At 67.4% G+C, this 22,113-nt stretch carries 24 protein-coding genes and 1 tRNA gene; 16 read left to right on the top strand and 9 right to left on the bottom strand.

Annotated features, from left to right (window positions below):
* Positions 1-89 precede the first annotated feature (89 nt).
* Positions 90-1,076 (top strand): cation diffusion facilitator family transporter, encoded by a 987-nt coding sequence (locus IEV99_RS11365; RefSeq protein WP_188517910.1) that lies wholly within the window; start codon positions 90-92, stop codon positions 1,074-1,076.
* Positions 1,077-1,130: 54 nt separating this feature from the next.
* Here IEV99_RS11365 and IEV99_RS11370 read toward each other — a convergent pair whose 3' ends face one another.
* Positions 1,131-1,349, bottom strand: coding sequence for a hypothetical protein (locus IEV99_RS11370; protein WP_188517911.1), 219 nt, complete (start codon positions 1,347-1,349; stop codon positions 1,131-1,133).
* Positions 1,350-1,616: 267 nt separating this feature from the next.
* On the opposite strand from IEV99_RS11370, the gene IEV99_RS11375 reads away from it, so the two are divergent.
* The 4 genes from IEV99_RS11375 to IEV99_RS11390 all read left to right on the top strand — a co-directional run bounded on the left by IEV99_RS11375 (position 1,617) and on the right by IEV99_RS11390 (position 6,950).
* Entirely contained in the window at positions 1,617-2,414 is a 798-nt protein-coding gene (locus tag IEV99_RS11375) for an inositol monophosphatase family protein (RefSeq protein ID WP_188517912.1), read from the top strand.
* 89 nt (positions 2,415-2,503) lie between these two features.
* Positions 2,504-3,538 (top strand): ABC transporter substrate-binding protein, encoded by a 1,035-nt coding sequence (locus IEV99_RS11380; protein WP_188517913.1) that lies wholly within the window; start codon positions 2,504-2,506, stop codon positions 3,536-3,538.
* 57 nt (positions 3,539-3,595) lie between these two features.
* Complete coding sequence (locus tag IEV99_RS11385; protein ID WP_188517914.1) at positions 3,596-5,866, top strand: ABC transporter permease; 2,271 nt, start codon at positions 3,596-3,598, stop codon at positions 5,864-5,866.
* A gap of 19 nt (positions 5,867-5,885) precedes the next feature.
* On the top strand, positions 5,886-6,950 hold the full coding sequence (locus IEV99_RS11390) for an ABC transporter ATP-binding protein (RefSeq protein WP_188517915.1): 1,065 nt from the start codon (positions 5,886-5,888) through the stop codon (positions 6,948-6,950).
* Between the two features lie 15 nt (positions 6,951-6,965).
* On the opposite strand, the gene recQ is transcribed toward IEV99_RS11390, so the two are convergent.
* Positions 6,966-8,783, bottom strand: coding sequence for a DNA helicase RecQ (recQ, locus tag IEV99_RS11395; protein ID WP_244643822.1), 1,818 nt, complete (start codon positions 8,781-8,783; stop codon positions 6,966-6,968).
* Between the two features lie 150 nt (positions 8,784-8,933).
* Here recQ and IEV99_RS11400 point away from each other — a divergent pair, with 150 nt between their 5' ends.
* The 7 genes from IEV99_RS11400 (at position 8,934) to IEV99_RS11430 (ending at position 12,913) form a co-directional block, all read left to right on the top strand.
* Positions 8,934-9,515, top strand: coding sequence for a histidine phosphatase family protein (locus tag IEV99_RS11400; RefSeq protein WP_188517917.1), 582 nt, complete (start codon positions 8,934-8,936; stop codon positions 9,513-9,515).
* A 77-nt stretch (positions 9,516-9,592) separates the two neighbouring features.
* Positions 9,593-10,321, top strand: coding sequence for a Crp/Fnr family transcriptional regulator (locus IEV99_RS11405; protein WP_188517918.1), 729 nt, complete (start codon positions 9,593-9,595; stop codon positions 10,319-10,321).
* 293 nt (positions 10,322-10,614) lie between these two features.
* Positions 10,615-10,824, top strand: a complete 210-nt coding sequence (locus IEV99_RS11410; protein WP_188517919.1) for a cold-shock protein — start codon at positions 10,615-10,617, stop codon at positions 10,822-10,824.
* A 191-nt stretch (positions 10,825-11,015) separates the two neighbouring features.
* Positions 11,016-11,288, top strand: a complete 273-nt coding sequence (infA, locus tag IEV99_RS11415; RefSeq protein ID WP_188517920.1) for a translation initiation factor IF-1 — start codon at positions 11,016-11,018, stop codon at positions 11,286-11,288.
* Positions 11,289-11,375: 87 nt separating this feature from the next.
* On the top strand, positions 11,376-11,636 hold the full coding sequence (locus IEV99_RS11420; RefSeq protein ID WP_188517921.1) for a hypothetical protein: 261 nt from the start codon (positions 11,376-11,378) through the stop codon (positions 11,634-11,636).
* 9 nt (positions 11,637-11,645) lie between these two features.
* Entirely contained in the window at positions 11,646-11,912 is a 267-nt protein-coding gene (locus tag IEV99_RS11425) for a hypothetical protein (protein WP_188517922.1), read from the top strand.
* A gap of 161 nt (positions 11,913-12,073) precedes the next feature.
* Positions 12,074-12,913, top strand: a complete 840-nt coding sequence (locus IEV99_RS11430) for an EamA family transporter (protein WP_188517923.1) — start codon at positions 12,074-12,076, stop codon at positions 12,911-12,913.
* A 10-nt stretch (positions 12,914-12,923) separates the two neighbouring features.
* On the opposite strand, the gene IEV99_RS11435 is transcribed toward IEV99_RS11430, so the two are convergent.
* Positions 12,924-13,613, bottom strand: a complete 690-nt coding sequence (locus tag IEV99_RS11435) for a DsbA family protein (RefSeq protein WP_188517924.1) — start codon at positions 13,611-13,613, stop codon at positions 12,924-12,926.
* A gap of 133 nt (positions 13,614-13,746) precedes the next feature.
* Between IEV99_RS11435 and IEV99_RS11440 the strand changes: the two genes are divergently transcribed.
* The gene (locus IEV99_RS11440) at positions 13,747-13,992 is read left to right on the top strand and encodes a hypothetical protein (protein ID WP_188517925.1); all 246 of its coding nucleotides are present in this window, start codon (positions 13,747-13,749) and stop codon (positions 13,990-13,992) included.
* Positions 13,993-14,001: 9 nt separating this feature from the next.
* Here IEV99_RS11440 and IEV99_RS11445 read toward each other — a convergent pair whose 3' ends face one another.
* Both IEV99_RS11445 and IEV99_RS11450 read right to left on the bottom strand, forming a co-directional pair.
* Positions 14,002-14,247: a hypothetical protein gene (locus IEV99_RS11445; RefSeq protein ID WP_188517926.1), complete on the bottom strand. Its 246-nt coding sequence runs from the start codon at positions 14,245-14,247 to the stop codon at positions 14,002-14,004.
* A 102-nt stretch (positions 14,248-14,349) separates the two neighbouring features.
* A complete protein-coding gene (locus IEV99_RS11450; RefSeq protein ID WP_188517927.1) occupies positions 14,350-16,248 on the bottom strand; it encodes a bifunctional sugar phosphate isomerase/epimerase/4-hydroxyphenylpyruvate dioxygenase family protein in 1,899 nt (632 codons plus the stop codon).
* A gap of 88 nt (positions 16,249-16,336) precedes the next feature.
* Here IEV99_RS11450 and IEV99_RS11455 point away from each other — a divergent pair, with 88 nt between their 5' ends.
* Positions 16,337-17,065 carry a GntR family transcriptional regulator gene (locus tag IEV99_RS11455; protein ID WP_188517928.1) on the top strand — a complete coding sequence of 243 codons (729 nt, stop codon included), beginning with the start codon at positions 16,337-16,339 and terminating at the stop codon, positions 17,063-17,065.
* On the opposite strand, the gene IEV99_RS11460 is transcribed toward IEV99_RS11455, so the two are convergent.
* Together IEV99_RS11460 and IEV99_RS11465 are read right to left on the bottom strand one after the other, a co-directional pair.
* Positions 17,062-17,592, bottom strand: coding sequence for a phosphatase domain-containing putative toxin (locus IEV99_RS11460; RefSeq protein ID WP_188517929.1), 531 nt, complete (start codon positions 17,590-17,592; stop codon positions 17,062-17,064). The two genes, IEV99_RS11455 and IEV99_RS11460, sit on opposite strands and share 4 nt — an antisense overlap.
* Before the next feature lie 70 nt (positions 17,593-17,662).
* The gene (locus tag IEV99_RS11465) at positions 17,663-17,890 is read right to left on the bottom strand and encodes a hypothetical protein (RefSeq protein WP_188517930.1); all 228 of its coding nucleotides are present in this window, start codon (positions 17,888-17,890) and stop codon (positions 17,663-17,665) included.
* 121 nt (positions 17,891-18,011) lie between these two features.
* Here IEV99_RS11465 and IEV99_RS11470 point away from each other — a divergent pair.
* A tRNA-Arg gene (locus tag IEV99_RS11470) sits at positions 18,012-18,088 on the top strand.
* On the opposite strand, the gene IEV99_RS23970 is transcribed toward IEV99_RS11470, so the two are convergent.
* Both IEV99_RS23970 and IEV99_RS11480 read right to left on the bottom strand, forming a co-directional pair.
* Positions 18,047-19,285 (bottom strand): glycosyltransferase family 87 protein, encoded by a 1,239-nt coding sequence (locus IEV99_RS23970; protein WP_188519626.1) that lies wholly within the window; start codon positions 19,283-19,285, stop codon positions 18,047-18,049. The genes IEV99_RS11470 and IEV99_RS23970 overlap by 42 nt on opposite strands.
* Before the next feature lie 213 nt (positions 19,286-19,498).
* A complete protein-coding gene (locus tag IEV99_RS11480; protein WP_188517931.1) occupies positions 19,499-20,212 on the bottom strand; it encodes a GntR family transcriptional regulator in 714 nt (237 codons plus the stop codon).
* Positions 20,213-20,367: 155 nt separating this feature from the next.
* Here IEV99_RS11480 and araD point away from each other — a divergent pair, with 155 nt between their 5' ends.
* Positions 20,368-22,110, top strand: coding sequence for an L-arabinonate dehydratase (gene araD / locus IEV99_RS11485; RefSeq protein WP_188517932.1), 1,743 nt, complete (start codon positions 20,368-20,370; stop codon positions 22,108-22,110).
* Positions 22,111-22,113: the final 3 nt, after the last annotated feature.

Raw genomic sequence — 22,113 nt, forward strand, 5'->3', positions numbered from 1 at the left:
TTGGGCCCGAGCGCGCCGCCCGGGAACGTTCCCGGATCAAACCCCGTTGGCCGGGTCCAAGCCATAGGCTGGAGATGCGGGAAGGCACGATGGCGTCTGGGCATACAGCGAAACCGGCAGTCTACGCCGCCCTATTCGGCAATCTCGCGATTGCGGTGGTGAAGTTCATCGCCGCGGGATGGACCGGCAGCTCGTCGATGTTGAGCGAGGCCGTGCATTCGCTGGTCGACACGCTGAACGAGGTGCTGCTGCTCTACGGCATCCACCGCTCAGGCAAGAAGCCCGATCCGGAGCATCCGCTCGGCCACGGGCGCGAGCTCTATTTCTGGAGCTTCGTGGTCGCGCTGCTGGTCTTCGCGGTTGGGGCCGGCGTGTCGGTGTACGAGGGCGTCATCCACATTCAAGACCCCGAACCGAACGAATCGCCACTTGTCAGCTACGGCGTGCTCGGGCTCTCGCTGTTCTTCGAGGGCATCTCCTGGACGGTGGCCTACCGCCAGTTTCGCGGCAGCAACCCGGATCGAAGCGTGTTCAGCGCCATTAGGCGGAGCAAGGACCCGGCGACTTTCACTGTGTTGCTGGAAGACAGCGCCGCCATGCTGGGGCTCGTCATCGCGCTTGCGGCCACCTTCGCCGCCGACCGGGTCGGCGCCCCGGAACTCGACGGCGTCGGATCCCTAGCCATCGGCGGCCTCCTGGCCGCGACGGCCCTGTTGCTGGCCCGCGAAACCAAGGGTCTCCTGATCGGCGAGGCCGCCGATCCGCAAACCAGCGAACTCATCCTGCGGATCGCTCGCGAACAACCCGGCGTGGTGAACGCCAACGGCGTTTTGACGACGCATCTTGCGCCGGACCAGATCACGGCTTCGCTGAGCGTGGAATTCGACGACGATCTGCGCACGCCCGACATCGAGCGGGCCGTGGACTCGATCGAGAAAAGGGTCAGGGCCGAGAACCCGGCCATCACGACCTTGTTCGTAAAGCCTCAAACGGCGGGCAGTTTCGCGCGGGCGAGGCGGGTCCGGTTCGGGTTGCCCGAGCCGGAAGCGGGCGGGCCAGCGTCGCGTTCAGCTTGAGTGGGCAGCCCGCCCGGCCGGCGCAGGGCGCTCGGCCGGGTTGGTCGCGGCTGATCAGCCGGCGTAGTCGCCGAACTTGCGCGAAATTTCACGCTCGAGGTCGTCCGTGAGGCGGCCGCCATTCAGCTGGATGTAGTTGGCGACGACCTGCTCGGCCTGACGGCGGCGGGAAGCCTTGATGCCTTCAATGATCATGGACAGCAGTCCCGCGCGGGGCTGCCGATCCGAACCCACATGCGCGAGGGCGTTGAGGGCGAGAGCCGAGTTGGCCATTGGGTCATCTCCTGTTGTGAGATCCCCGAGCGCTTCCTGTTCTAGACGTTGCAATTGGAATACACCCTTTGCTGCACTGCAACATCGGTGTTTTCAACAGCCCGGCCATGACCTCGCTGCATGCGTCCGGCGACGAATCATCAAGCTCCATCAACGTCCTGGAGCAGGATGCTGAATTTTTGGGCGATTGTGCCCCAATCTGCATTTTCTCTTCGCAACAGGGCGCCGCGCCGCTACGGTCCCGTCGTCTGAGGGGGATTTGTGACAATGGTCGGTTCGCTGGAGGCGCGGCTCGCGCGCGCAGTCGAGGTCGCCCGCGAAGCCGGCGTCGTGTTGCGCGAACGCTTCGGACATCGCGAGGCGCGCGCCTACGTGATGAAGGGCAGCCAGGATTTCCTCACGGAGGTCGACGGAGAGATCGAGACCCTGGTCTCGGGGCTGCTGCAAACGAGCTTCCCCGACGACGGGATCATCGGCGAGGAGCATGGCGCCACGGGCCGTCTCGATGGCGTGTGGGTGATCGACCCCATCGACGGCACCTCCAACTTCGCCCGCGGCATCGCGCATTTCTGCATCTCGATCGCGTATGTGGCGGGCGGCGAACCCGTCGTCGGCGTCATCTACGACCCCATCAAGGACGATCTCTTCGCCGCCGCGACCGGCCTGGGCGCGACGCTGAACGGCGAACGCATGCAGGTGTCCGCGGCGACCGACATCCGCGCCGCTTCGATCGAATGCGGCTGGAGCATGCGCCGCCCGGTCGCCGACTACATCGCACTGTGCGGCCGGGTCATGGAGCGCGGCGGCGGGCTCTACCGCTGCGGCTCGGGCGCGCTTGGCGTCGCCTATGTGGCGGCCGGCCGGCTCGACGCCTATGTGGAACTGCACATCAACGCTTGGGACGTGCTGGCCGGCGTCGTGCTGGTGCGCGAGGCCGGCGGCGTCACCAACGACTTCATGGGGGAGGGCGGTCTTCTCGGGGGCGCGCCGATCCTTGCTTGCGCGCTTGGCCTCGCGGCGGTTCTCCAGGACATCACCGGCCTGCGGCTCCCTGTCCACGACTAGAAAGCGCCAGCAACTGCAACCACAGTTGACGCGCCGCTCTCGCTCGGCGCAAACTCCTTTAAAATAATGGGTTTCGGGAGGAATTTGACATGTTTCTGACACGCCGCGCGCTGGGCGTCGCCTTTTCGGCTGGCTTCTCGATTGTTCTGGCCGGCCCGGTTGCGGCGCAGGGACAGCTCACCGTCTACTGCTCCGTGCAGGAGGAATGGTGCCGTCCGATGATGGCCGCCTTCGAGAAGGAGACAGGGATCAAGGTCTCGATGACCCGCAAGAGCTCCGGCGAGACCTACGCGCAGGTCAAGGCCGAGTCGGCCAATCCGCGCGGCGACGTCTGGTGGGGCGGCACGGGCGATCCCCACATGCAGGCCGCCGAGGAAGGCCTTACCGAGGAATACAAGTCGCCCAAGCTCACCGAGCTGAACGACTGGGCCGTTCGCCAGTGGGAGGGCTCCAAGGGCCGCACCGTTGGCATCTATTCGGGCGCGCTCGGCTTCGCCTACAACACCAAGCTGATCGCCGAGAAAAAGCTGCCCGAGCCGAAGTGCTGGGCCGACCTGCTGGATCCCAAGCTGAAGGATGAGGTGCAGGTCGCCGACCCGAACTCGTCGGGTACGTCCTACACGATGCTGGCCACCATGGTGCAGATCATGGGCGAGCAGAAGGCGTTCGAATACCTCAAGGCCTTGCACAAGAACATCAACCAGTACACCAAGTCCGGCGCCGCGCCAGCCAAGGCGACGAGCCTCGGCGAGACCACGGTCGGCATCGCGTTCCTGCATGACCACGTGATGATGATCGTTGACGGCGCGCCCATGAAGGCGGTCGCACCCTGCGAAGGCACCGGCTACGAGATCGGCTCGATGTCGATCATCAAGGGGGCGAAGAACATGGACAACGCCAAGAAGTTCTACGACTGGGCGCTGACCCCGGCCGCCCAGGCCCTGGCGGCGCCGGCGAAGTCCTTCCAGGTGCCCTCCAACAAGGCGACGCCCATCCCCCCGCAGGCGCCCAAGCTGGCCGACATCAAGTTGATCAACTTCGATTTCGCCAAATACGGCTCCTCCGACGAGCGCAAGCGCCTGCTTGCCAAGTGGGACGCCGAAGTGAAAAACCTGCCGAAGTGAAAGCCGGACCGGGAGCGGCCCGCGCGGGCCTGACCACCACCCTGTGAAGGTTCACGCATGACGGCCATAACGGAAGCGGCGGGCGGCTCCTCTCGCCCCCGCTCGGCGGGCGAAGGGCGCGGCAAACGCCGCACGGGCGCGGAGTCCGTACGCAGCGGCCCCTTGCTGCTCGCCGCCTGGATCGCCTACGCGCTCCTGCCCTGGTACTGGCTCGATTTCCAGGCGCCCGCCGGAATGGCCGGCTATCCCCTTGGCCCGGCGGGCAGCGGGCTCGCGCTCGCTCTGTCCGGCAAGGCCTGGTGGCTCGCCCCCATTCTGATCCCGCTCATCGTCGCCACCGTGGCCTGGCGCACGGCCGACCCGCTGCGGCGCAACGGCCTCCTCGTGTTCGCCGGCGCTCTTGGGCTCTGGGCGGTCCTGAAGCAGGGCTTCGTGGTTGGCCTCAAGGGCTGGAATTTTGCCTGGGTGGCCGCCCTCATGGGCGGGCCGGGGCCCAGCCAGGCAGGCTTTGGCCTCGGAGCAGGCCTGCTGCTGCTCTGCTTCCTGCTGCTGATGTGCCAGGGCCTCGCGGGCCGCGGCTGGTGCCGGGGCGACGCTTTCATCGTCAGCGCGGTCGGGATCGTGGTGGCGCTGATCCTGCTGTTCGTGTTCTTCCCGGTGTCAACCATCCTGGCCAGCGCCTTCCAGGACAATGCCGGCCATCTCGACTTCGCGCTTTTCGTCGCCAAGATCACCGACCAGTCCATCTGGGGGCTGGACTGCGTCACAGGGCGACTGCGCTGCGGCGTCGCCTGGAACACGCTGTTTCTTGGTGTTTTGGTGGGCGTCGCCACGACGGCGCTGGGCCTAGCCTTCGCGCTGATCGCGACCCGCACCGATTTCCGGCTCAAGGGCGCGCTGCGCATTCTCTCCATCCTGCCCATCATCACGCCGCCCTTCGTGATCGGCCTGGCGCTGATCCTGCTGTTCGGACGCTCCGGCGCGGTGACGGCCTGGCTGTCCGAATGGTTCGGCATCCCGCGCTCGCGCTGGATCTACGGCCTGCCGGGCATCTTCCTCGCCCAGGCGCTCGCCTTCACGCCCATCGCCTACATGGTGCTGGTGGGCGTCGTGCAGGGCATCGCGCCCTCGCTCGAGGAGGCGTCCCAGACGCTGCGCGCCAGCCGCTGGACCACCTTCCGCACCGTCACGCTGCCGCTGCTGCGGCCGGGCCTCGCCAACGCGTTTCTGCTCGGCTTCGTCGAGAGCCTCGCGGATTTCGGCAACCCGCTTGTGCTCGGCGGCAACTTCGAGGTGCTCTCCACCAAGATCTTCTTCGCCGTGGTGGGCTCCGCAACCGACCAGGGGAGGGCCGCGGTGCTCTCCCTCGTGCTGCTCGCCTTCACGCTGCTCGCCTTCTGGGCCCAGCAGATGTGGATCGGCAAGAAGGTTTACGTCACGGTGGGCGGCAAGGGCGACGCCGGCCTCCCGCTGCCTTTGCCGAAGCGGGTCGCTGTCGCCTGTTACGCCACGGCGCTGCCCTGGGCGCTGTTCACCGCCTCCGTCTATGTGCTGATCCTGGTCGGAGGCTTCGTCCGCAGCCTCGGGCGCGACTACACGATCACGCTGGATCACTACCTCTCGGGCTTCCGCATCGAGCAGGGCGCTGGCGGCCTCGTGTTTTCGGGCGGCGCCTGGGACTCGTTTTTCGCGACCCTGGAGGTCGCCGCGATGGCTGCGCCGCTGACGGCCGTGATCGGACTCCTGACCGGCTACCTCCTGACCCGCCAGCGCTTCGCCGGGCTGCGCGCCTTCGAGTTCAGCACCATGCTGAGCTTCGCCATCCCCGGCACCGTGATCGGCGTCAGCTACATCCTGGCGTTCAACGTGCCGCCGTTCGAACTCACAGGCACGGCGCTGATCCTCGTGATCTGCTTCGTGTTCCGCAACATGCCGGTGGGCGTGCGCTCGGCCGTCGCCACCCTGAGCCAGATCGACAAGTCCCTGGACGAGGCCTCGCTCACGCTGGGCGCCCGCTCCTGGACCACGCTGCGGCTCGTCGTGCTGCCGCTGCTGCGACCCGCCATCCTGGCCACGCTGGTCTATTCCTTCGTGCGCGCCATGACGGCGGTGAGCGCCGTAATCTTCCTGGTCTCGGCCAAGTACAACATGGCGACCACCTACATCGTCGGGCGTGTCGAGGCCGGCGAGTTCGGCATCGCGATCGCGTATGCGTCGGTGCTGATCGTCGTGATGCTGGTCGCGATCCTCGGCTTCGACCGGCTCGTCGGAAAGCGCAAGCTCGGCCGCCGCGAGGCGCCTCCCGTCACGGTCGCGGCCGGCGGCTGAACCCCAAGGACCCATCCGCATGTCCAAGGCTCCGGCCTCCGTCACCTTCCGCAACGTCAGCAAGCGCTACGGCCTCGTCACGGCCGTGGACGACGTGAGCTTCACGATCGAGCCCGGCACGCTGGTTACGCTGCTCGGCCCGTCGGGTTGCGGAAAAACGACGACGCTGCGTCTCATCGCCGGGCTCGAGATGGCGAGCGAGGGCGAGATCCTGATCGGCGGCGCCGACGTCACCCGCCTGTCGGCGGCGGATCGCGACGTCAGCATGGTGTTCCAGTCCTACGCGCTCTTCCCGCACATGAGCGTGATCGAGAACGTCGCGTATGGGCCCACCGTCCAAGGCCTTCCGAAAGCGCGGGCCCGCGAGATGGCGGCCGAGAAGATCGCCGTGGTCGGCCTCGCCGGGCTGGAGAATCGCTCCCCGTCCGAGCTCTCCGGCGGCCAGCAGCAGCGCGTCGCCGTCGCGCGCGCGCTGGTGCTGGAGCCGCAGGTGCTGCTGTTCGACGAGCCGCTCTCCAACCTCGACGCCAAGCTGCGCCGCCGCGTCCGCGAGGACATCCGCGCCCTCCAGCAGGACCTCAACCTCACTGTCGCGTATGTCACGCACGACCAGGAAGAGGCGCTGGCGGTGTCGGACCGCATCATCGTGATGTCCAACGCCCGCATCGCCCAAACCGGGACGCCCCGCGAGCTCTACGAGCAGCCGGCGGACCTCTTCGTGGCCGATTTCATCGGCGACGCCAACATCCTTGACGGCGTGCTCGAGGAAGAGCGCGGCGACCGCGGCCTCGTTCGGCTCGGCTCCATCCAGCTTGAACTCGCGCGGCGCGGCGCAAAGAAAGGCCCCGTGAAGCTCGCGGTGCGCCCTGATGCGCTCGCGATCACGACCGTGGCCAACGGCCGCGCGAGCGTCGAGGGGGTGATCGAGCACAGCTCCTATCTGGGGCGCAGCCTGGAATATCGGGTGTCGAGCCCTCTGGGCGAGCTCTTCGTGGTCGACAACGGCCGTGCCGCCGTGCACGCGCCGGGCTCGAAGATCCAGGTGGGGTTCTCGGAAAGCGGCATTGTGGTGCTGCCGAACTGATCGAAGAAGCGTCGCTCAGCCTGCTTCCTGCGCCCGCGCCACTGCGGCCAGGAACGCGGCCCCATAGCGGTCGAGCTTGGCTTCGCCCACGCCCTGCACGGCCGCGAGTTCCGCCCGGTTCCGCGGCCTGATCGTCGCCATGTCGCGCAGCGTCGCGTCGTGGAACACCACATAGGGCGGCACGCCCTGTTCGCGAGCGATGCGCATGCGCTCGGTCCGAAGCGCCTCGAACACCTTCTGCGCATCCTCGTCGAGATTGGCGACGGCGGCTGCGCGCTGCGACTTCTGCGTGATCCGCTCGGCCTTGAACACCTGGTCCTTGCGCATCTGCACCGGGCGCTCGCCCTTCAGGATGGCGCGAGCCGAATCGCCCAGCGTCAGCGCCCCATAGGCGTCGTGATCCACCACGATGGCCCCCATGGCGGCGAGCTGCCGGATCACCGACTGCCAGACCTTCTCGTCGAGGTCGGCCCCGACGCCGAAGGTCTTGATCTGGTCGTGCCCGGCGCGCACCACCTTCTCGGACGCGATCCCGCGCAGGACCTCGATCACATAGGCCGCGCCATAGCGCTCGCCGGTGCGGTAGATGGCCGAGAGCGCCTTCTGGGCCGCTTCCAGCCCGTCCCAAGTCTCCACCGGGTTGAGGCAGTTGTCGCAATTGCCGCACGAGCCCGGGTGGCTCTCGCCGAAATGCGCCAGGATGGCCTGGCGGCGGCAACCCGCCGTCTCGCAGATGCCGAGCAGGGCCGAGAGCTTGGCCCGCTCCACCCGCTTCACCTCGGCCGGCGCCTCGCCCTCGTCGATCATACGTCCGCGCTGCACCACGTCCGCCATGCCGTAGGTCATCCAGGCGTCGGACGGCAGCCCATCGCGCCCGGCGCGGCCGGTCTCCTGGTAGTAGGCCTCGATGGAGCCCGGCAGATCGAGATGCGCTACGTAGCGCACGGAGGGCGAATCCACCCCCATCCCGAACGCGATGGTGGCGACCAGCGCCAGCCCCTCGTCCCGCAGAAACGCGTCCTGGTTGGCGTCCCGCACCGCCCGGTCCATGCCCGCATGGTAGGGCAGGGCGCGCACGCCGTGTTCGTTCAGATACTGGGCGATGTCCTCAACCTTCTTGCGGCTGAGGCAGTAGATGATGCCGGCGTCGCCGCGGTGGCGCTGGAGGAAGTCGAGCAACTGCCGCCGCGGGTTCTGCTTCGGCACGATGGAATAGCGGATGTTCGGCCGGTCGAAGCTCGTGGCGTAGACCGGAGCCTCCTCCAGCCGCAGCCGGCGGCGCAGATCCTCGCGCGTCTGCGGGTCGGCCGTAGCCGTGAGAGCCATGCGCGGCACGCCCGGGAAACGCTCGGCGAGCACCGAGAGCTGCATGTATTCGGGCCGGAAGTCGTGCCCCCACTGGCTGACGCAGTGCGCCTCGTCGATGGCGATCAGCGCGATGCGCCCGCGCGACAGGAAGTCCAGGAACGCGTCCGACACCAGCCGCTCCGGCGTCACGTACAGCAGCTTGAGCTTGCCCGAGAGGTAGTCCTGCCGCACTGCGTAGGCGTCGGCGGAGCTCAGCGTGGAATTCAGCGCCGCCGCCGCGACGCCGGCCTGCTTCAACGCCTCCACTTGGTCGCGCATCAATGCGATCAGAGGCGACACCACGATGCCGGTCCCCTCGCGGCATAGCGCCGGGACCTGGTAACACATGGACTTGCCGGCCCCGGTCGGGAACAGAACCACGGCGTCGCCGCCGCCCACGACCTGCCGGACGACCTTTTCCTGCCGTCCGCGGAAAGCCTTGTGGCCGAACCAGCGCTGCAGAACCTCGAGCGGCTCGTCAGCCACCGGCGAATCTCTTTTGCATGATGGCGCGACGCTGCCCCCGCACGGCTTCGCTTGCAAGCTGCGCCATGACGTACGGGCGGCTTTTCGGGGGAGTTGTGGGCCGGGCGCCCCGGCGCTACATGAAGGACCCGATCCCGATCCGAGCCGCCGATGACCCGAATTGTTCACCTGATCCGCCATGGCCAGTCCACGTTCAATCTCCACTACGAGACGACTGGCGAGGACCCCGGGCACATCGACGCACGATTGACGGAGCTCGGCCTCTCGCAGGTCGAGGAGGCGCGCCGCCGCATGGCCGAGGAGCCGGTCGACCTCGTGATCGCGTCGCCGCTGACCCGCGCCCTGCAGACCGCCCACGGCGTGTTCGGCGACCGGGACGTCCCCGTGCTGGTGACCTGCAAGCATCGTGAGCGGCTTGAAAGCAGCTGCGACGTCGGCCGCAGCCCCGCGCTGTTGGGCGCGGACTTCCCGCACTGGAGCTTCGACCACCTCGCGGATCCGTGGTGGCACGCCGGCGAACTCGACACCCGCGGCTTGCCATACGAGCCCGAGGACGTGTTCCAGGAGCGCGTCCGCCATTTCGCCGAATGGGTCGACGCGCGGCCCGAGACCGCCATCGCGGTTGTCGGCCATGGCACCTTTTTCCGGCATCTCACCGGCCGTTGGATGAACAATTGCGAGGTCGTTAGCGTGCGCGGCCCACTGGTCGGAGCCGCCGAAACCGTCGTTTGACGCGTGTGCTCGCGCACGCCGCTTGTGTGCGCGCCGCCATAGGGTGATGCTGTTTCGACCATCCGGAGGGTTACGCCATGTCCGACCCCCGCAGGCCCGGCCTCGACCACCGACTCAGTCTCCTGCTGTCGCACCCCTTTTTCGCGGCGCTCGACCCGCAGGACCTCGACCGCCTCGCCTCCTATGCGCGCACGCTGCATGTGGAGCGCGGATCGTTCTTGTTTCGAAAGGGCGACCCCGGCCAGAGCCTGTTCGTCGTGCTGCGCGGCCTGATCAAGATCGGCGTTCCCGCGCCGGATGGCCGCGAGCTGGTGCTCAACCTCATGCGTGTCGGCGACGTGCTGGGCGAAATCGCCCTGATCGACGGCGCCCCACGCTCGGCCGACGCCGTCGCGATGGTCGACACAGACCTCATGGTGGTGGAGCGGCGCGACTTCCTTCCCCTGGTCGAGGATCGGCCGCAGGTTGCGATGCGCATCATCAGCCTGCTGTGCCACCGGCTGCGCGCCACCAGCGAGCAGATCGAGGACGTCGCCTTTCTGGACGTGTCCAGCCGCCTCGCCAAGGCGCTGCTCCGGCTGTCGCCCGACGGCGGCTACATCGCGATCACGCAGCGCGAGCTCGGCCAGCTCATCGGCCTTTCGCGCGAGAGCACCAACAAGCAGTTGCAGGTCTGGCAGCGCCAGAAGCTCCTGCGGCTGGTGAAGGGCGGCGTCCACGTTCTCGACCTCAGCACAATCCAGGAGCTGGCCTCGTCCGTTGAACGGCGCCGCGAAACCCGTGAACTGCTTCCCGAGCACGCGTAGGCGATAGCACTTTCAAATACTGTGAAGCGGTCGCGGGCTAACCTGCGCCGCTCCAGCTTTGTTTTCCCGCAGCCGCGAAAAATGGCGTCTGAGAAATTACGGCCGATGAGGTTGAAAAATGGGCCATATGGTCGTAGATTAAGCCCATCGACATTTGGCCGGACGACTGGGCCGCATCGCCTGAACACGGGCGCACGCTGCGACAATCTCTCCAAACATCGACGAACCGGAGAACGGACGCTCTCGCGGCCGCGCCTCCACGTGCGTTTGCAGTTCAAGAAGGACGATCGAAAATGGCTACCGGAACCGTGAAGTGGTACAACGATCAAAAGGGCTACGGCTTCATTCAGCCGGATGAGGGTGGCAAGGACGTGTTCGTTCACGTGTCCGCCATCGAGCGCGCTGGCATGCGCGGCCTCGTCGAAGGCCAGAAGATCTCGTACGAGCTCGAGACGGACCGCCGCACCGGCAAGCAGTCCGCCGGCAACCTCCAGGCCGCGTAAGCGTTCCTGATGGGAGGCGGCAGTGGTCCCTGGGACCAAGCCGCCAGAGAATTTGGGGGAGCCGTTCCATGCGGAACGGCTTCTCGCTTTTTCGGGGCAGCCGCCCCGCCGGGGTGTGACGCCCCGACCCATGCAGGCGGGAGACGGCCGCAGCGCCGCCGAGACGACCCGCCCTCAACCCCTGAGGATTGATGGCTAAAGAAGAACTGATGGAATTCGAAGGTCAGGTCACCGAGATCCTGCCCGACGCCCGCTTCCGCGTCCGCCTCGAGAGCGGTCACGAATTGATTGCCTATACGGCGGGCAAGATGAAGAAATTCCGCATCAAGACCCTGACGGGCGATCGCGTGACCGTCGAGATGTCGCCCTACGACCTCGACAAGGGCCGGTTGATCTACCGCCACAAGGACGAGCGCCCGGCTGGAGCCGGCGGCGCGCGCCGACCGAATTTCCGCCGCCGCTGAGGCGTAGGCCTGTTTGCGACTGGCGTAGGCTCCGCACTGGGCCTCACGACCGGTCGCGCGTAGCCCATTTTCAAAGGAGCCGTTCCCATGCGCATCTTCATGTTCTCGTCCCAGACCAAGGACGGCCTGAACGCCTTCGCGGGCGATGCGGAGGGATCGAAGCTGCCGCAGCGTTACGCGCCCTGGGGCATCGTCGGCGTGCTGCAGGCCCGCCAGAACCCGCCGCATAACTTCTCGCGCCGGGCGATCGAAGCCGCGATCGGCGACTCGGGCTTTCAGCTCTGGCGCACCAAGGCCGGGACTGAAGCCGCGAACGCCGCAGCCGCGGCCCGCGAGGCGGCCGTCTGAGGAGTACGCATGCCCCACCAGAAGCGCTGGACCTTCGAGGCCGGCGCGATGGTGCCGGACTGGTTCATGCGGGGTGAAAACTGCGTCCTGACCTTCGGACGGGACGCCGAGATCGTCGAGATGGTGGAGGCCTACGCCCTCTATCCGATGCAGGACATCGACAAGGACGATTGCATGATCGTCGCCGAGGTCATCGATCGGCTGGCGGACGTCGAGGTCGAGCCCGTCCTTCCCATTGCCCCGCACACCCAGCCGCGCGCCCTGTCGCGCCACTGAGGCCAATTCGATTGCGCCGCCCCGTTCGGGAGAACGCGGGCGGCGTTTTCGTGAGCTCCCGTCGATATCCCGGTGTTTTGGCGGCGGCGACGCTGTCACCGTCGTGTCACAATGGCGTTGCGCCTCGATTCCCGCTCGGCGCCCCAGCGCCGGCGCACCGGATGACCCTGCCTGTCTTTTTCGCCGTTCTGGCCGCAGCGGCCCTGCATGCCGGCTGGAACGCGGTTCTCAAGATTCGCATCGAGCCCTTCCTCGCCATGGTGCTGATCACGGGCGCGGGCAGCCTGTTCGGGCTGATCGGCGTCGCGGTCGTCGGCTGGCCCATAGCGGCCGCATGGCCGATGCTGATCGCCTCCACGGCGATCCACTTCGGCTATCATTTGTTTCTGGTCGCGGCCTATTCGCGCGCCGACATGGGGATCGTCTACCCCATCGCGCGCGGCTCGGCGCCGTTGCTCACCGCCATCGTGTCGCTGTTCTGGCTGTCCGAACCCGTCTCGCCCCTGGGCATGGCGGGCGTCCTGGTGCTTGGCTGCGGCATCGCCAGCATCGCGATCGCGGGCCGCAAGAGCGCCGCCGACCCGCGAGCGCTCGGCTATGCGGCGCTCACCGCGGTGACGATCTGCCTCTACACGCTCACGGACGGAACCGGCGCGCGCGCTTCGGGTAACCCCCACGCCTACACGGCCGCGCTGTTCGTGCTGGACGGCGTCTGCCTCACCGTGCTGGCCCTCTGGCGGCGAGGGTGGCGTGGCCTCGCGCCGCTGTGGCGCTTCAAGGGCCCGGGTCTCGCCGGCGGGGCGATGTCCGTCGGCGCCTACTGGATCGCGATCTGGGCGATGACGATCGCCCCCATTCCGCTGGTGGCGGCCGTGCGCGAAACCAGCGTCCTGTTCGCGACGTTGATCGCGGTGGTGTGGCTGAAAGAACCGCTCAGCCGCAATCGCGTGTTGTCGGCGCTCCTGATCGTGGCCGGCCTGGCGTTGATCCGCCTGGCGTGACCGCGAAGCCCTAGCGGCAGCCCACTTCGCCACATTTGCGGAGCGCCGCGATCATCTGCGACGTCGTGCGGGGGCCCGGATAGCCGAACACTCCGAGCCCGCCGAGCACGAAGGTGGGCGTGGCGATGAAGCCCAGATTGGCCGCGAGCCGAAGTTGCCCGTCCACCTGCGCCTTGGCCTGCGGCGAAGCGGCCAGCCGGTCAAGGTCAGCCGCGGCCTTGCCGCTCGTCTCGGCCCCAATGCGAACCGCCTTGGCGCGGTCCGCCCGACCGGCTTCGGCGAACATGCGCTGGTGGAAGCGGCCGGCCACCTCGTCGCCCGCGAGGTTCTGAACCGCGGCCTCGACCGCCGCCGCATCCTTGGAGGCCGGCGAAAGGATCGGATTGCCGATCAGCAGCACCCGCAGGTCGGCATCCGTCTCCACCAGCGCGCCGATATCCTGCGCGGCCTTGCGGCACCAGGGGCAGTTGTAGTCGTAGAATTCGGCCAGCACGACATCAGGGCTGCTGGAGCCGAGCGTGATCCGGCCCGGCGTGGCGTCGATCTGGCTTACCAGTTCCACCGGCAAGCGGGCGTTGCCCACCGGCTGGCCCTCGTCGCCCTTCAGCTTGAGCCATTGGTTCTGGCCTTGCGCCGCAACGAGGCCGGGGATGGCCGCCAAGGTTGCGCCGACAAGAAAGCTTCTGCGGTCGAGGATCATCGAAGGGCTCACGAGAACGGGAGTTGGCGTCGTCGCAGGCCCGCAAGGCGAAACCGTGGCCGGACCGTCGCCCTTGTCCCTCAGGAACCGCGGCAGGGGCAAGGCATTGGTCTTGTGAACCAGGAGGCCCTCAATGGACGTGACTCGTGATGAACTCGACGGCCCGGCGCGCCTGCGTTTCTGCAAGATGAGCGAAGGCCTGCTCAAGCCGGAAGACTGGGAAGGCGCCCGCCAGTTCCCATCGCTGCGCGAAGCGCTGCACGTGGCCGCCAACGAGGAGGCGCCGCCCGGCACGGAGGCGTTCATCGTCACCAACGCGGGACGGACGCTGAAGCCCGAGCAGCTTGCCGTCACGTGGGACGCAATGCAGGGGCCCTGAGCCCCACGATCAGCCGTTGGCGCGTCGCCCCGCCGGGAAGGCGACGACATTGCCTCCGAGCAGTTCTGCCGCAACCGCGGGCGTGCGCTTGGGCAGGTCGGTCGCCAAGCGCTCGATGCCGTCGCGTGCCGCGTGCAGCATGGCGGTGAGGCGCTCGACGCGCGGCGCGGTGATCGGCCCGGTCGTGACCTCCTCGATAGCGAGGTCGACGAGCGCGGCGAGCCGCATGGCGATGTCTTCGTGCGTCAGCTTCATTCCAGCCCCCCAGAAATCACCCCGATCACAGGTGAGTCGGCCAGGGCTGTCGATGACGCGGGCGCCACAGGGCTGTTGCAAACTCAAGGTTGAGCCGAGCCCTCAGTCCACCGTCCATTCGGCGTCGCGACGGCTGTCCTGCGCGGCCGCCTGCGCGGCGAGGCGGATCGGCGTGTTCGCGGCCCCGAACAGGTCGTAGGAGCGGCGCTCGAGAATTTCGAAGAAGAAGCGGTTGCGGTAAGTCTCGGTGTAGATGTGAAAGAACTCGCCGTCGCCGGCGCGGTCATACAGGACCCCGAGGCCGCGCATCCGCTCCAGCAGCGCCGGATCGAGATCGAACCGGGAGGCGAGATCTTCATAGTAGTTGTCTGGAATATCGAGGAAGCGCATTCCACGAGCGCGTGCCTGCTCGACAAAGGCGAGGAGGTCCGTCGCCTCAAGGGCGATCTGCTGCACGCCTGCGCCGCCGAATTCCTCGATGAAACGGGAGACGCTGGTTGAGCCGCCATCCGCGATCGCGATCGGGATGCGCACGGCGCGATCTGGCGAGCTGACGACCCGACTATAGAACGCCCCATAAGGATCGAAGAGCTCCACTTGCGGTTCGTCCCGGAAGCCGAGCACCGCCTTGTAGAACAACGTCCAGGTCAGGAATTCCGAGCGCCGCACCACGTTGGAGAGGTGGTCGATCCGCGTGATCCCGCCCCCGGCCGCCGGGACCCCCTGAAGCTCGAAGTCCTGCGCCCAGAAATCCTGCCCTTTCTTCACGAAGTAGAGCAGGCTTCCTTCCACGCCACGCACAGCCGGGATGGTGGCTTCACCCGGCCCGACCCGGCCCGAATAGGCGCCTGCGCCAAGCGCCTCGGCCCGGTCCAGCGCCGTCGGCACGTTGTCAACATTGAGCGCGAGCGCGCAGACCGATGGGCCGTGGACGAGCGAGAACGAGTGGGCGAAACCCTCTTTCTCGCGGTTCAGCACGATATTGACGTCATTCTGGCGGTAGAGCGTGACGTCCTTGGAGCGATGGTGGCCGACGGGGCTGAAACCGAGGCCGGTCAGCACCTCGGCCAGCGGCTCGCTGTCGTCCTCGCCGGTCGCGAACTCCACGAAGGACACGCCGCGCACCACCGGCGCGGGCGGCAGCGTCGCAATCCCGGCGATCGGGCGTTCGCCCGCCGCGATCCGGCCGGCGTTGAGCCGCTCGCCCATGGTCTGGAGTGATCGCATGCCGTCGAGCGCCATGGCGGCCGCGCTGGCCCCCCGGAACTGGTCGTTGAAGATCTCGAGAGACACCGGGCCGCGATAGCCGGACTTCGCCACCGCCGCCATGTAGGCGTCGATCGGCAGATCGCCCTGGCCGGGGAAGCTGCGGTAATGCCGCCCGAGCGACAGCGGGTCCATCAGGATGTCGGGAGCGTCCGCAACCTGGACGAGCGCGATGCGGTCGCCCGGGACTTCGGCGATGAGGTCGAGCGGGTTCTTGCGCACGCAGGCGTGGAAGCTGTCCAGCACCAGCCCGCAATTGGTGCGGTCGGCTAGTTTCACCAATTCCCAGGCCTGCATCCACTCCTTGACGTGGCGCCCCCAGGCCAGGGCCTCGAACCCGATGCGCAGGCCGCGCTGCGCGGCCTCGTCGGCCAGGTTGGCGAGGTCCTCCGCCGAGCGCTCCGCATCCGGAAGGCAGTCAGGCGACGTATTGGAGCAGACGGAGAGGAGGGGGGCGCCGAGCTCCTCCATGAGGTCCAGCTTGCGCCGCGCCCGATCCATGTTGCGGGCGCGGGCGGGGTCCGGCATGCCCTCGAAATCGCGCATGGGCTGCAGCGCGATGATGGATACGCCGAGATCATCCGCCATGCGGCGCACGTCGCGCGGCTTGCCGCTGAAGAAGGTCAGGTCATTCTCGAAGATCTCGATGGCCCGGAAGCCTGCCCGCGCGGCGGCGGCCATCTTCACCTCCAGCGTGCCGCCCATGCACACCGTCGCGATCGACCATTTGAACATCGCCAAAATCTCCGAGATTTCGTATGGTGTCATACGAAAGCGCAGGCGTCTCTACAACTCGCTTTCGGCTTCGCGCGATGGGGAACGCATGGACACGGACATTGGCAGCGCACCCGAGAGCGGCGGCGGCACCCTGACCGAGATCATCCAGGACAGGATCCGCCAGGACATCATCCTCGGCGCATTGCAGCCTGCCGCCAAGCTGCGATTGGAGCACCTCAGCCGGGCTTATGGAGCCAGCGTCGGAACCTTGCGCGAATCACTCTCGCGACTGGCCGCCGACGGCCTCGTCGTGGCGGAAGGCCAGCGCGGCTTCGCGGTTCTGCCCGTGTCGCCCGAGGACCTGCGCGAGATCACCGAGATGCGCCAGCTCCTCGAATGCCACGCGTTGCGCCAGTCGATAGCCAAAGCGGACCTCGATTGGGAGGCGCGTGTCGTGGGGGCCTACCACAAGTTGTCCAAAGTCGAGGCGCAGGTGGAGGAGCGACCCGACGAGTTTGGCGACGTCTGGGAGCGCTACAACGAGGAATTTCACGCCGCCCTGATCTCCAACAGCTCCTCGCGTTGGCTGACCTTGTTCCACAAGGCCATGTACGACCACAGCAAACGCTACCGCATGCTGTCGCTGAAAACGCGCCCGTTCCCACGCTCGCAATCCGCGCAGGAGCATCGCCAACTCCTCGACGCCGCCCTGGAGCGCGACGTCCACCGAGCCGTGGACGTTCTCGCCCGCCACATCCTGAAAGGCGCCGAGATCACTGGGCTGACGCCAGACAGGGAGGGCGCCGCTCCGCGCAAGCGCCGGAAGGTCGGCTAAAGCCGCGCGAGCAGCGGTGCGGTTTGGAGCACGAAGCGCAGCTGCGCGTCCGTTTCGATCGCGCCGGGCCGCGCCGCGCGGACGCTCTGCACCGCCAAGGACGGCTCCATGCCGCTCTGGACCAGCAGCGTGGCCGCCATGGTTCCAGTGCGGCCCAGCCCGGCGGCGCAATGCATCGCCACCCGCCCGCCGGCGGCCAGCGTCGAGAGCAGATCCGGCGCGAGCCGCGACCAGGCCGCCAGCGTGGCGGCGTCCGGCGTCTCCATGTCGGGTATCGGCGCATGGCGCCATAGTAGCCCGGCGGATTCGGCCATGGCGGGCAGATCCGGCGCGCCAAGCCGCGCCCACTCGGCGCGTTTGGCCAGCGTCACCAGCCGGGTCGCGCCCCAATCGCGCAGAGCCCGCAGGTCAGCCGTCGCCGCGCCTGGTTCCGGCAGGGGGCGGCGACCGGGAAATGCCGTCATGGCGATCAATCCGCCGTCCGGCGTGGCGACGCAGTCGATCGGCGGAACGCGAGATGGCGGCATGCGGCGGCTCTGGGCGTCCGGCACGCTATCGCGCCGCAGCGGCCGCCGTCCAGCCGCGCAAAGTCGCCCTTCAGGACTGGTCGTGGCCGTCCTGGTCCATTTCCGGCGGGGTCGGGCTCGTGGTGACGAGGGGCTTCGACTCGGCCGCGAGGGTGGTCGCGTAAGCGTTGGCCTCTTGCGGCGAGGCGAACTCGCGGGCGGTGGCGCGCTCATAATGAGGCTGGCCTTCGCCACGCTCCAGAAAGTGCACAAAGTATCGCGTTTCGGCCGCGGGGCGGTCGCGCAGATCGGTCGTCATGAGGGAACCTCCTGCAAAGGCAACGCCCGCCGGCCGTCGCCGTTCCGCGCCATGGCGCCCGCTGCGGACACGCGCCGGCAATTGTCGGCCGCCGCGCCCCTATGCTAAACAACCGCCGCGCGGTTCCGTAGCTCAGCCGGATAGAGCAGCGGTTTCCTAAACCGAAGGTCGGAAGTTCGAGTCTTCCCGGGACCGCCAGCCATAGGCCTCCATCATGGTCGCGCCGAAAACCGCCGCCAGAACCAAGGCCGTCGCACCGATCCCGACGACGTTCAGGTAAAGCAGAACGCAAGGCGCCATCCAGGCGAACACGTAGATCGCCTTGAGGCCGGATGAAGGCCGCCCCGGCCCGTCGTCAAGCATGCGCCAGACTAGCACCCCGGACAGGGCGGTGAGGTCGTAGAAAAAGATGTAAGGCGTCATCAGCGGAGCTGCGGCCGCCGCGATCTGGATGCGCAGAACAGGACTGGATGTTTTGCGGAACGCAAGCACGGCAGCGCCAAGCGTCATGACGCTGACGAGAACCTGCGCCAGCCAGGCCATCGAGGAGCTTGCCCCCGAGCTTCGGAAGCTTGTGTAGACCGATCCCATCATCAGCGGGAAGAAACCCGTGAAACGTTCGAGCGCGTCCACAGTGTATCGGCTCGTGTCGGTCAGGTAGGCTCGCCAAGGCTCGATCCCGAACAGCGCGGCCGAGACGATCACGAGAACCAAGGCCACAAGCAGCGCCGCCGCGATGGCGCGCCACGCTCTCGCTACGATCATCAAGAACGGCGCAACCAGCGCGAGATGCGGCTTGATCGTGAGGAGTCCGAGGAGACCTCCAGCCCGCAACGGGCTTCTCGGCATGAGCTGGAAGGCTCCCAGAAGAAGAGCAGCGGTCAGGAAGCCGTTTTGCCCGCCAACGATATTGATCAGCGATGCAGGGCTGAACGCCAGGAGCATAGCGCCGCTCAGTCGGCGATTACGCGGTACCGGCGCGAGACCAACCGCCAGGTAGGCCAGAAGAGTCAGCCCTGACCAGAGTGCAAGCGCGATGAAATACGGCGGCGCGGCGAAGGGCGATAAAATCGCTAAGGCGCTGGGCGGATAGCTCCAATTATGGAAGGGCAGGGCGGAGCCGAAAAGATCGCTGATCGCGCCCAAATAGGCGGTCCGGTCGTAAACGGCATCCATTCGACCCGCGAAAGCGAGACGTGGCGCGGCCCACACGTTGATGAAGTCCCGGCCAATCGGGTGGCCCGTGACGTCGAGACCGTTCTGGCCTGGCCAGTAGAACCTTCGCACGAGGGGGAAGGCGACCACGATGCTGATGACCGCGAGGGAAGCAGCAGAAAGACGATAACTGGAATTGGGAGCGACCTGTTTGGCGGGTCGGAAAAGGGACGCAGGCATCAAGCGGATCTCACCTAGAAAAGCGGGATCCTGCGCCGCGCGATGCTAAGGAATTGAGAATTGGCAAAAAAGCGCCCCCGCGGCAGGGCCGGCGGGGGCGTCAAGACGAACCTGGAGTGTCTCGCCGGAGAACCCATTGCGCGACATCCCGATCGCACCACAAAGCTAGCCATCCGGCGAATCACAGATTGTTGCATTGCGAAACCGTCGCGGTCATGGCCGCAGGAACTCCGGCCGACGCGCCCTGATCTCGTCGATGTTGGCCACAGTACCGGCAAGGTGTTTGCGCATCGCGACTTCGGCTCCGGCCGGGTCCGCCTCGGCCACCGCACGCGCGATGGCGAGGTGATCGGCCAGGATGGCCTCTCCCTTGCCGGGGCTGGGAAGGTGGAGCCGCCGGAGGCGATCGAGGTGGCCGCTGCGGCTGCGCGCCAGCGCCCAGAGGTCCGGCGCGCCCGCAGCTTCGAAGAGTCGGCGATGAAAGGCTTCGTCCTCGGACGAGAAGCCGGCGAAGTCCTGAATGGCGAATAGCGCCCGCATCCGCGTGACGCTCTGGTCCAAGGCGCGCCCCAGGCCCGGGTCAGGCTGGCGCGCCGCGATACGGACGATCTCGGTCTCCAGCGCCCGCCGCAGGATGTGCGCCTGATGCGCGGCCGCGACGTCGATCCGGCTCACCACGGTGGCATGCTGGGGAAAGACCTCGACCAGCCCTTCCTCTTCGAGCCGCATCAACGCGTCCCGGACCGGCGTGGAGCTCACCCCGAAACGGCGCGCCAGTTCGGCGCGGGGCAGCGGCGCGCCGGGCGGCAGCGAAAGATCCATGATCCGGAGCCTCAGGCGTTCATACACCTGCGGGGCGGCTTGGCGGCCACGCTCCAGAACGGCGAAGTCGGGGAGGGCCGCATCGGCGGCGTCCTGCGCGGTCATCGCGAAACCATAGCATCAGGGTTGCCGCAGAACCACTGATGCATTAGTGCATGAAGGGCGCAACGACGCATCGGGAAACGCTCGACCGCTCGCCAGAAGGCCTGCCCTCCAGCCGTCCCGCTCCCCTCGACACGGCTACGCGCAGGATGCTCGCGATGACCCAGACACCCCGCAAGACCTACGAAGAGCTGCGCAGCGCGCGCTGGTTCGCGCCCGACAACCTGCGCGCCTTCGGGCACCGCTCCCGCCTGATGCAGATGGGCTACGCCCCGGCGGACTGGGTCGGCCGGCCGGTGATCGGCATCCTGAACACCTGGTCGGACTTGCAGCCCTGCCACGTGCATTTCAAGCAGCGCGTCGAGGATGTGAAGCGCGGCGTGCTCCAGGCCGGCGGCTTCCCGGTCGAGCTGCCCGCGCTGTCGCTCTCCGAGAGCGCCGTGAAGCCCACGACGATGCTCTACCGCAACATGCTCGCGATGGACGCCGAGGAGCTCATCCGCTCCCATCCCATCGACGGCGTCGTCCTGATGGGCGGCTGCGACAAGACCACGCCCGGCCTGCTGCTGGGCGCCACCAGCGCCGGCGTGCCGGCCATCTTCATGCCGGCCGGCCCCATGCTGCGCGGCAACTGGAAGGGCAAGATCCTGGGCTCGGGCTCCGACGCCTGGAAGTATTGGGACGAGCGCCGCGCCGGCACGATCACGGACGCCGACTGGGAGGCCATGGAGGGCGGCATCGCCCGCAGCTACGGCACCTGCATGACCATGGGCACGGCCTCGACGATGACGGCCATCGCGGAGGCGATCGGCATGACGCTGCCCAACGCCTCCTCGATCCCGGCCGCCGACGCCAACCACATCCGGCTCGCGTCGGACTGCGGCCGCCGGGTCGTCGAGATGGTGTGGGAGGACCTCACCCCGAAGAAGATCCAGACGCGCGAAGCCTTCGAGAACGGCATCGCGGTCGCGATGGCGATGGGCTGCTCCACCAACGCGATCATCCACCTGATCGCCCAGGCGCGCCGCGCCGACTGCGACATCGGCCTCGACGACTTCGAGAAGGCCAGCCGCAAGGTGCCGGTGATCGCCAATGTCCGGCCCAGCGGCGATACGTACCTGATGGAGGACTTCTTCTACGCCGGCGGCCTGCCGGCGCTGATGAACCGCATCACCCAGCACCTGCATCTCGATTGCATGACGGTGACCGGCAAGACCATGGGCGAGAACATCGCCGGAGCCGAGGTCTACAACGACGACGTGATCCGCACGGTGGAGACCGCCATCTACCAGGAGGGCGCGCTTGCGGTGCTGAAGGGCAACATCGCGCCCGACGGCTGCGTCATCAAGCCGAGCGCCTGCGCGCCGCAATATCTCAAGCACACCGGCCCCGCGCTGGTGTTCGACAGCTACCCGGAGATGAAGGACGCCATCGACCGCGACGACCTCGACGTCACGGCCGACCACATCCTGATCCTGCGCAACGCCGGCCCGCAGGGGGGCCCGGGCATGCCCGAATGGGGCATGCTCCCCATCCCCAAGAAGCTCGTGAAGCAGGGCGTGCGCGACATGCTGCGCATGTCGGACGCGCGCATGAGCGGCACCAGCTACGGCGCCTGCATCCTCCACGTCTCCCCCGAGAGCTACATTGGCGGCCCGCTCGCCTTCGTGCGCACCGGCGACATGATCTCGGTGGACGTCGACGCCCGCACCATCAACCTCGACATCAGCGATGACGAGATGGCGCGCCGCAAGGCCGCCTGGGTCGCGCCCGAGCCGCGCTATCATCGCGGCTATGGCTGGATGTTCTCCAAGCACATCAAGCAGGCCAACGAGGGCTGCGACCTCGACTTCCTGGAAACCGCCTTCGGCGCGCCCGTCGCCGAGCCCGACATCTACTGAGTG

Origin of the sequence: Alsobacter metallidurans, assembly GCF_014636935.1 — a bacterium.
Taxonomy (GTDB): Bacteria; Pseudomonadota; Alphaproteobacteria; order Rhizobiales; family Beijerinckiaceae; genus Alsobacter; species Alsobacter metallidurans.

Excerpts from the sequence above, each read along its gene's own strand:
- IEV99_RS11410 (WP_188517919.1), top strand. The coding sequence starts at position 10,615 with ATGGCTACCGGAACCGTGAAGTGGTACAACGATCAAAAGGGCTACGGC.
- IEV99_RS11430 (WP_188517923.1), top strand. The coding sequence starts at position 12,074 with ATGACCCTGCCTGTCTTTTTCGCCGTTCTGGCCGCAGCGGCCCTGCAT.
- araD (WP_188517932.1), top strand. The coding sequence starts at position 20,368 with ATGACCCAGACACCCCGCAAGACCTACGAAGAGCTGCGCAGCGCGCGC.
- IEV99_RS11365 (WP_188517910.1), top strand. The coding sequence starts at position 90 with ATGGCGTCTGGGCATACAGCGAAACCGGCAGTCTACGCCGCCCTATTC.
- IEV99_RS11440 (WP_188517925.1), top strand. The coding sequence starts at position 13,747 with ATGGACGTGACTCGTGATGAACTCGACGGCCCGGCGCGCCTGCGTTTC.
- IEV99_RS11380 (WP_188517913.1), top strand. The coding sequence starts at position 2,504 with ATGTTTCTGACACGCCGCGCGCTGGGCGTCGCCTTTTCGGCTGGCTTC.
- IEV99_RS11400 (WP_188517917.1), top strand. The coding sequence starts at position 8,934 with ATGACCCGAATTGTTCACCTGATCCGCCATGGCCAGTCCACGTTCAAT.
- IEV99_RS11460 (WP_188517929.1), bottom strand. The coding sequence starts at position 17,592 with ATGCCGCCATCTCGCGTTCCGCCGATCGACTGCGTCGCCACGCCGGAC.
- IEV99_RS11450 (WP_188517927.1), bottom strand. The coding sequence starts at position 16,248 with ATGTTCAAATGGTCGATCGCGACGGTGTGCATGGGCGGCACGCTGGAG.
- IEV99_RS11370 (WP_188517911.1), bottom strand. The coding sequence starts at position 1,349 with ATGGCCAACTCGGCTCTCGCCCTCAACGCCCTCGCGCATGTGGGTTCG.
- IEV99_RS11385 (WP_188517914.1), top strand. The coding sequence starts at position 3,596 with ATGACGGCCATAACGGAAGCGGCGGGCGGCTCCTCTCGCCCCCGCTCG.
- IEV99_RS11455 (WP_188517928.1), top strand. The coding sequence starts at position 16,337 with ATGGACACGGACATTGGCAGCGCACCCGAGAGCGGCGGCGGCACCCTG.
- IEV99_RS11390 (WP_188517915.1), top strand. The coding sequence starts at position 5,886 with ATGTCCAAGGCTCCGGCCTCCGTCACCTTCCGCAACGTCAGCAAGCGC.
- IEV99_RS11445 (WP_188517926.1), bottom strand. The coding sequence starts at position 14,247 with ATGAAGCTGACGCACGAAGACATCGCCATGCGGCTCGCCGCGCTCGTC.
- IEV99_RS11435 (WP_188517924.1), bottom strand. The coding sequence starts at position 13,613 with ATGATCCTCGACCGCAGAAGCTTTCTTGTCGGCGCAACCTTGGCGGCC.
- IEV99_RS11375 (WP_188517912.1), top strand. The coding sequence starts at position 1,617 with ATGGTCGGTTCGCTGGAGGCGCGGCTCGCGCGCGCAGTCGAGGTCGCC.
- IEV99_RS11405 (WP_188517918.1), top strand. The coding sequence starts at position 9,593 with ATGTCCGACCCCCGCAGGCCCGGCCTCGACCACCGACTCAGTCTCCTG.
- IEV99_RS23970 (WP_188519626.1), bottom strand. The coding sequence starts at position 19,285 with ATGCCTGCGTCCCTTTTCCGACCCGCCAAACAGGTCGCTCCCAATTCC.
- IEV99_RS11480 (WP_188517931.1), bottom strand. The coding sequence starts at position 20,212 with ATGACCGCGCAGGACGCCGCCGATGCGGCCCTCCCCGACTTCGCCGTT.
- IEV99_RS11465 (WP_188517930.1), bottom strand. The coding sequence starts at position 17,890 with ATGACGACCGATCTGCGCGACCGCCCCGCGGCCGAAACGCGATACTTT.
- IEV99_RS11425 (WP_188517922.1), top strand. The coding sequence starts at position 11,646 with ATGCCCCACCAGAAGCGCTGGACCTTCGAGGCCGGCGCGATGGTGCCG.
- infA (WP_188517920.1), top strand. The coding sequence starts at position 11,016 with ATGGCTAAAGAAGAACTGATGGAATTCGAAGGTCAGGTCACCGAGATC.
- IEV99_RS11420 (WP_188517921.1), top strand. The coding sequence starts at position 11,376 with ATGCGCATCTTCATGTTCTCGTCCCAGACCAAGGACGGCCTGAACGCC.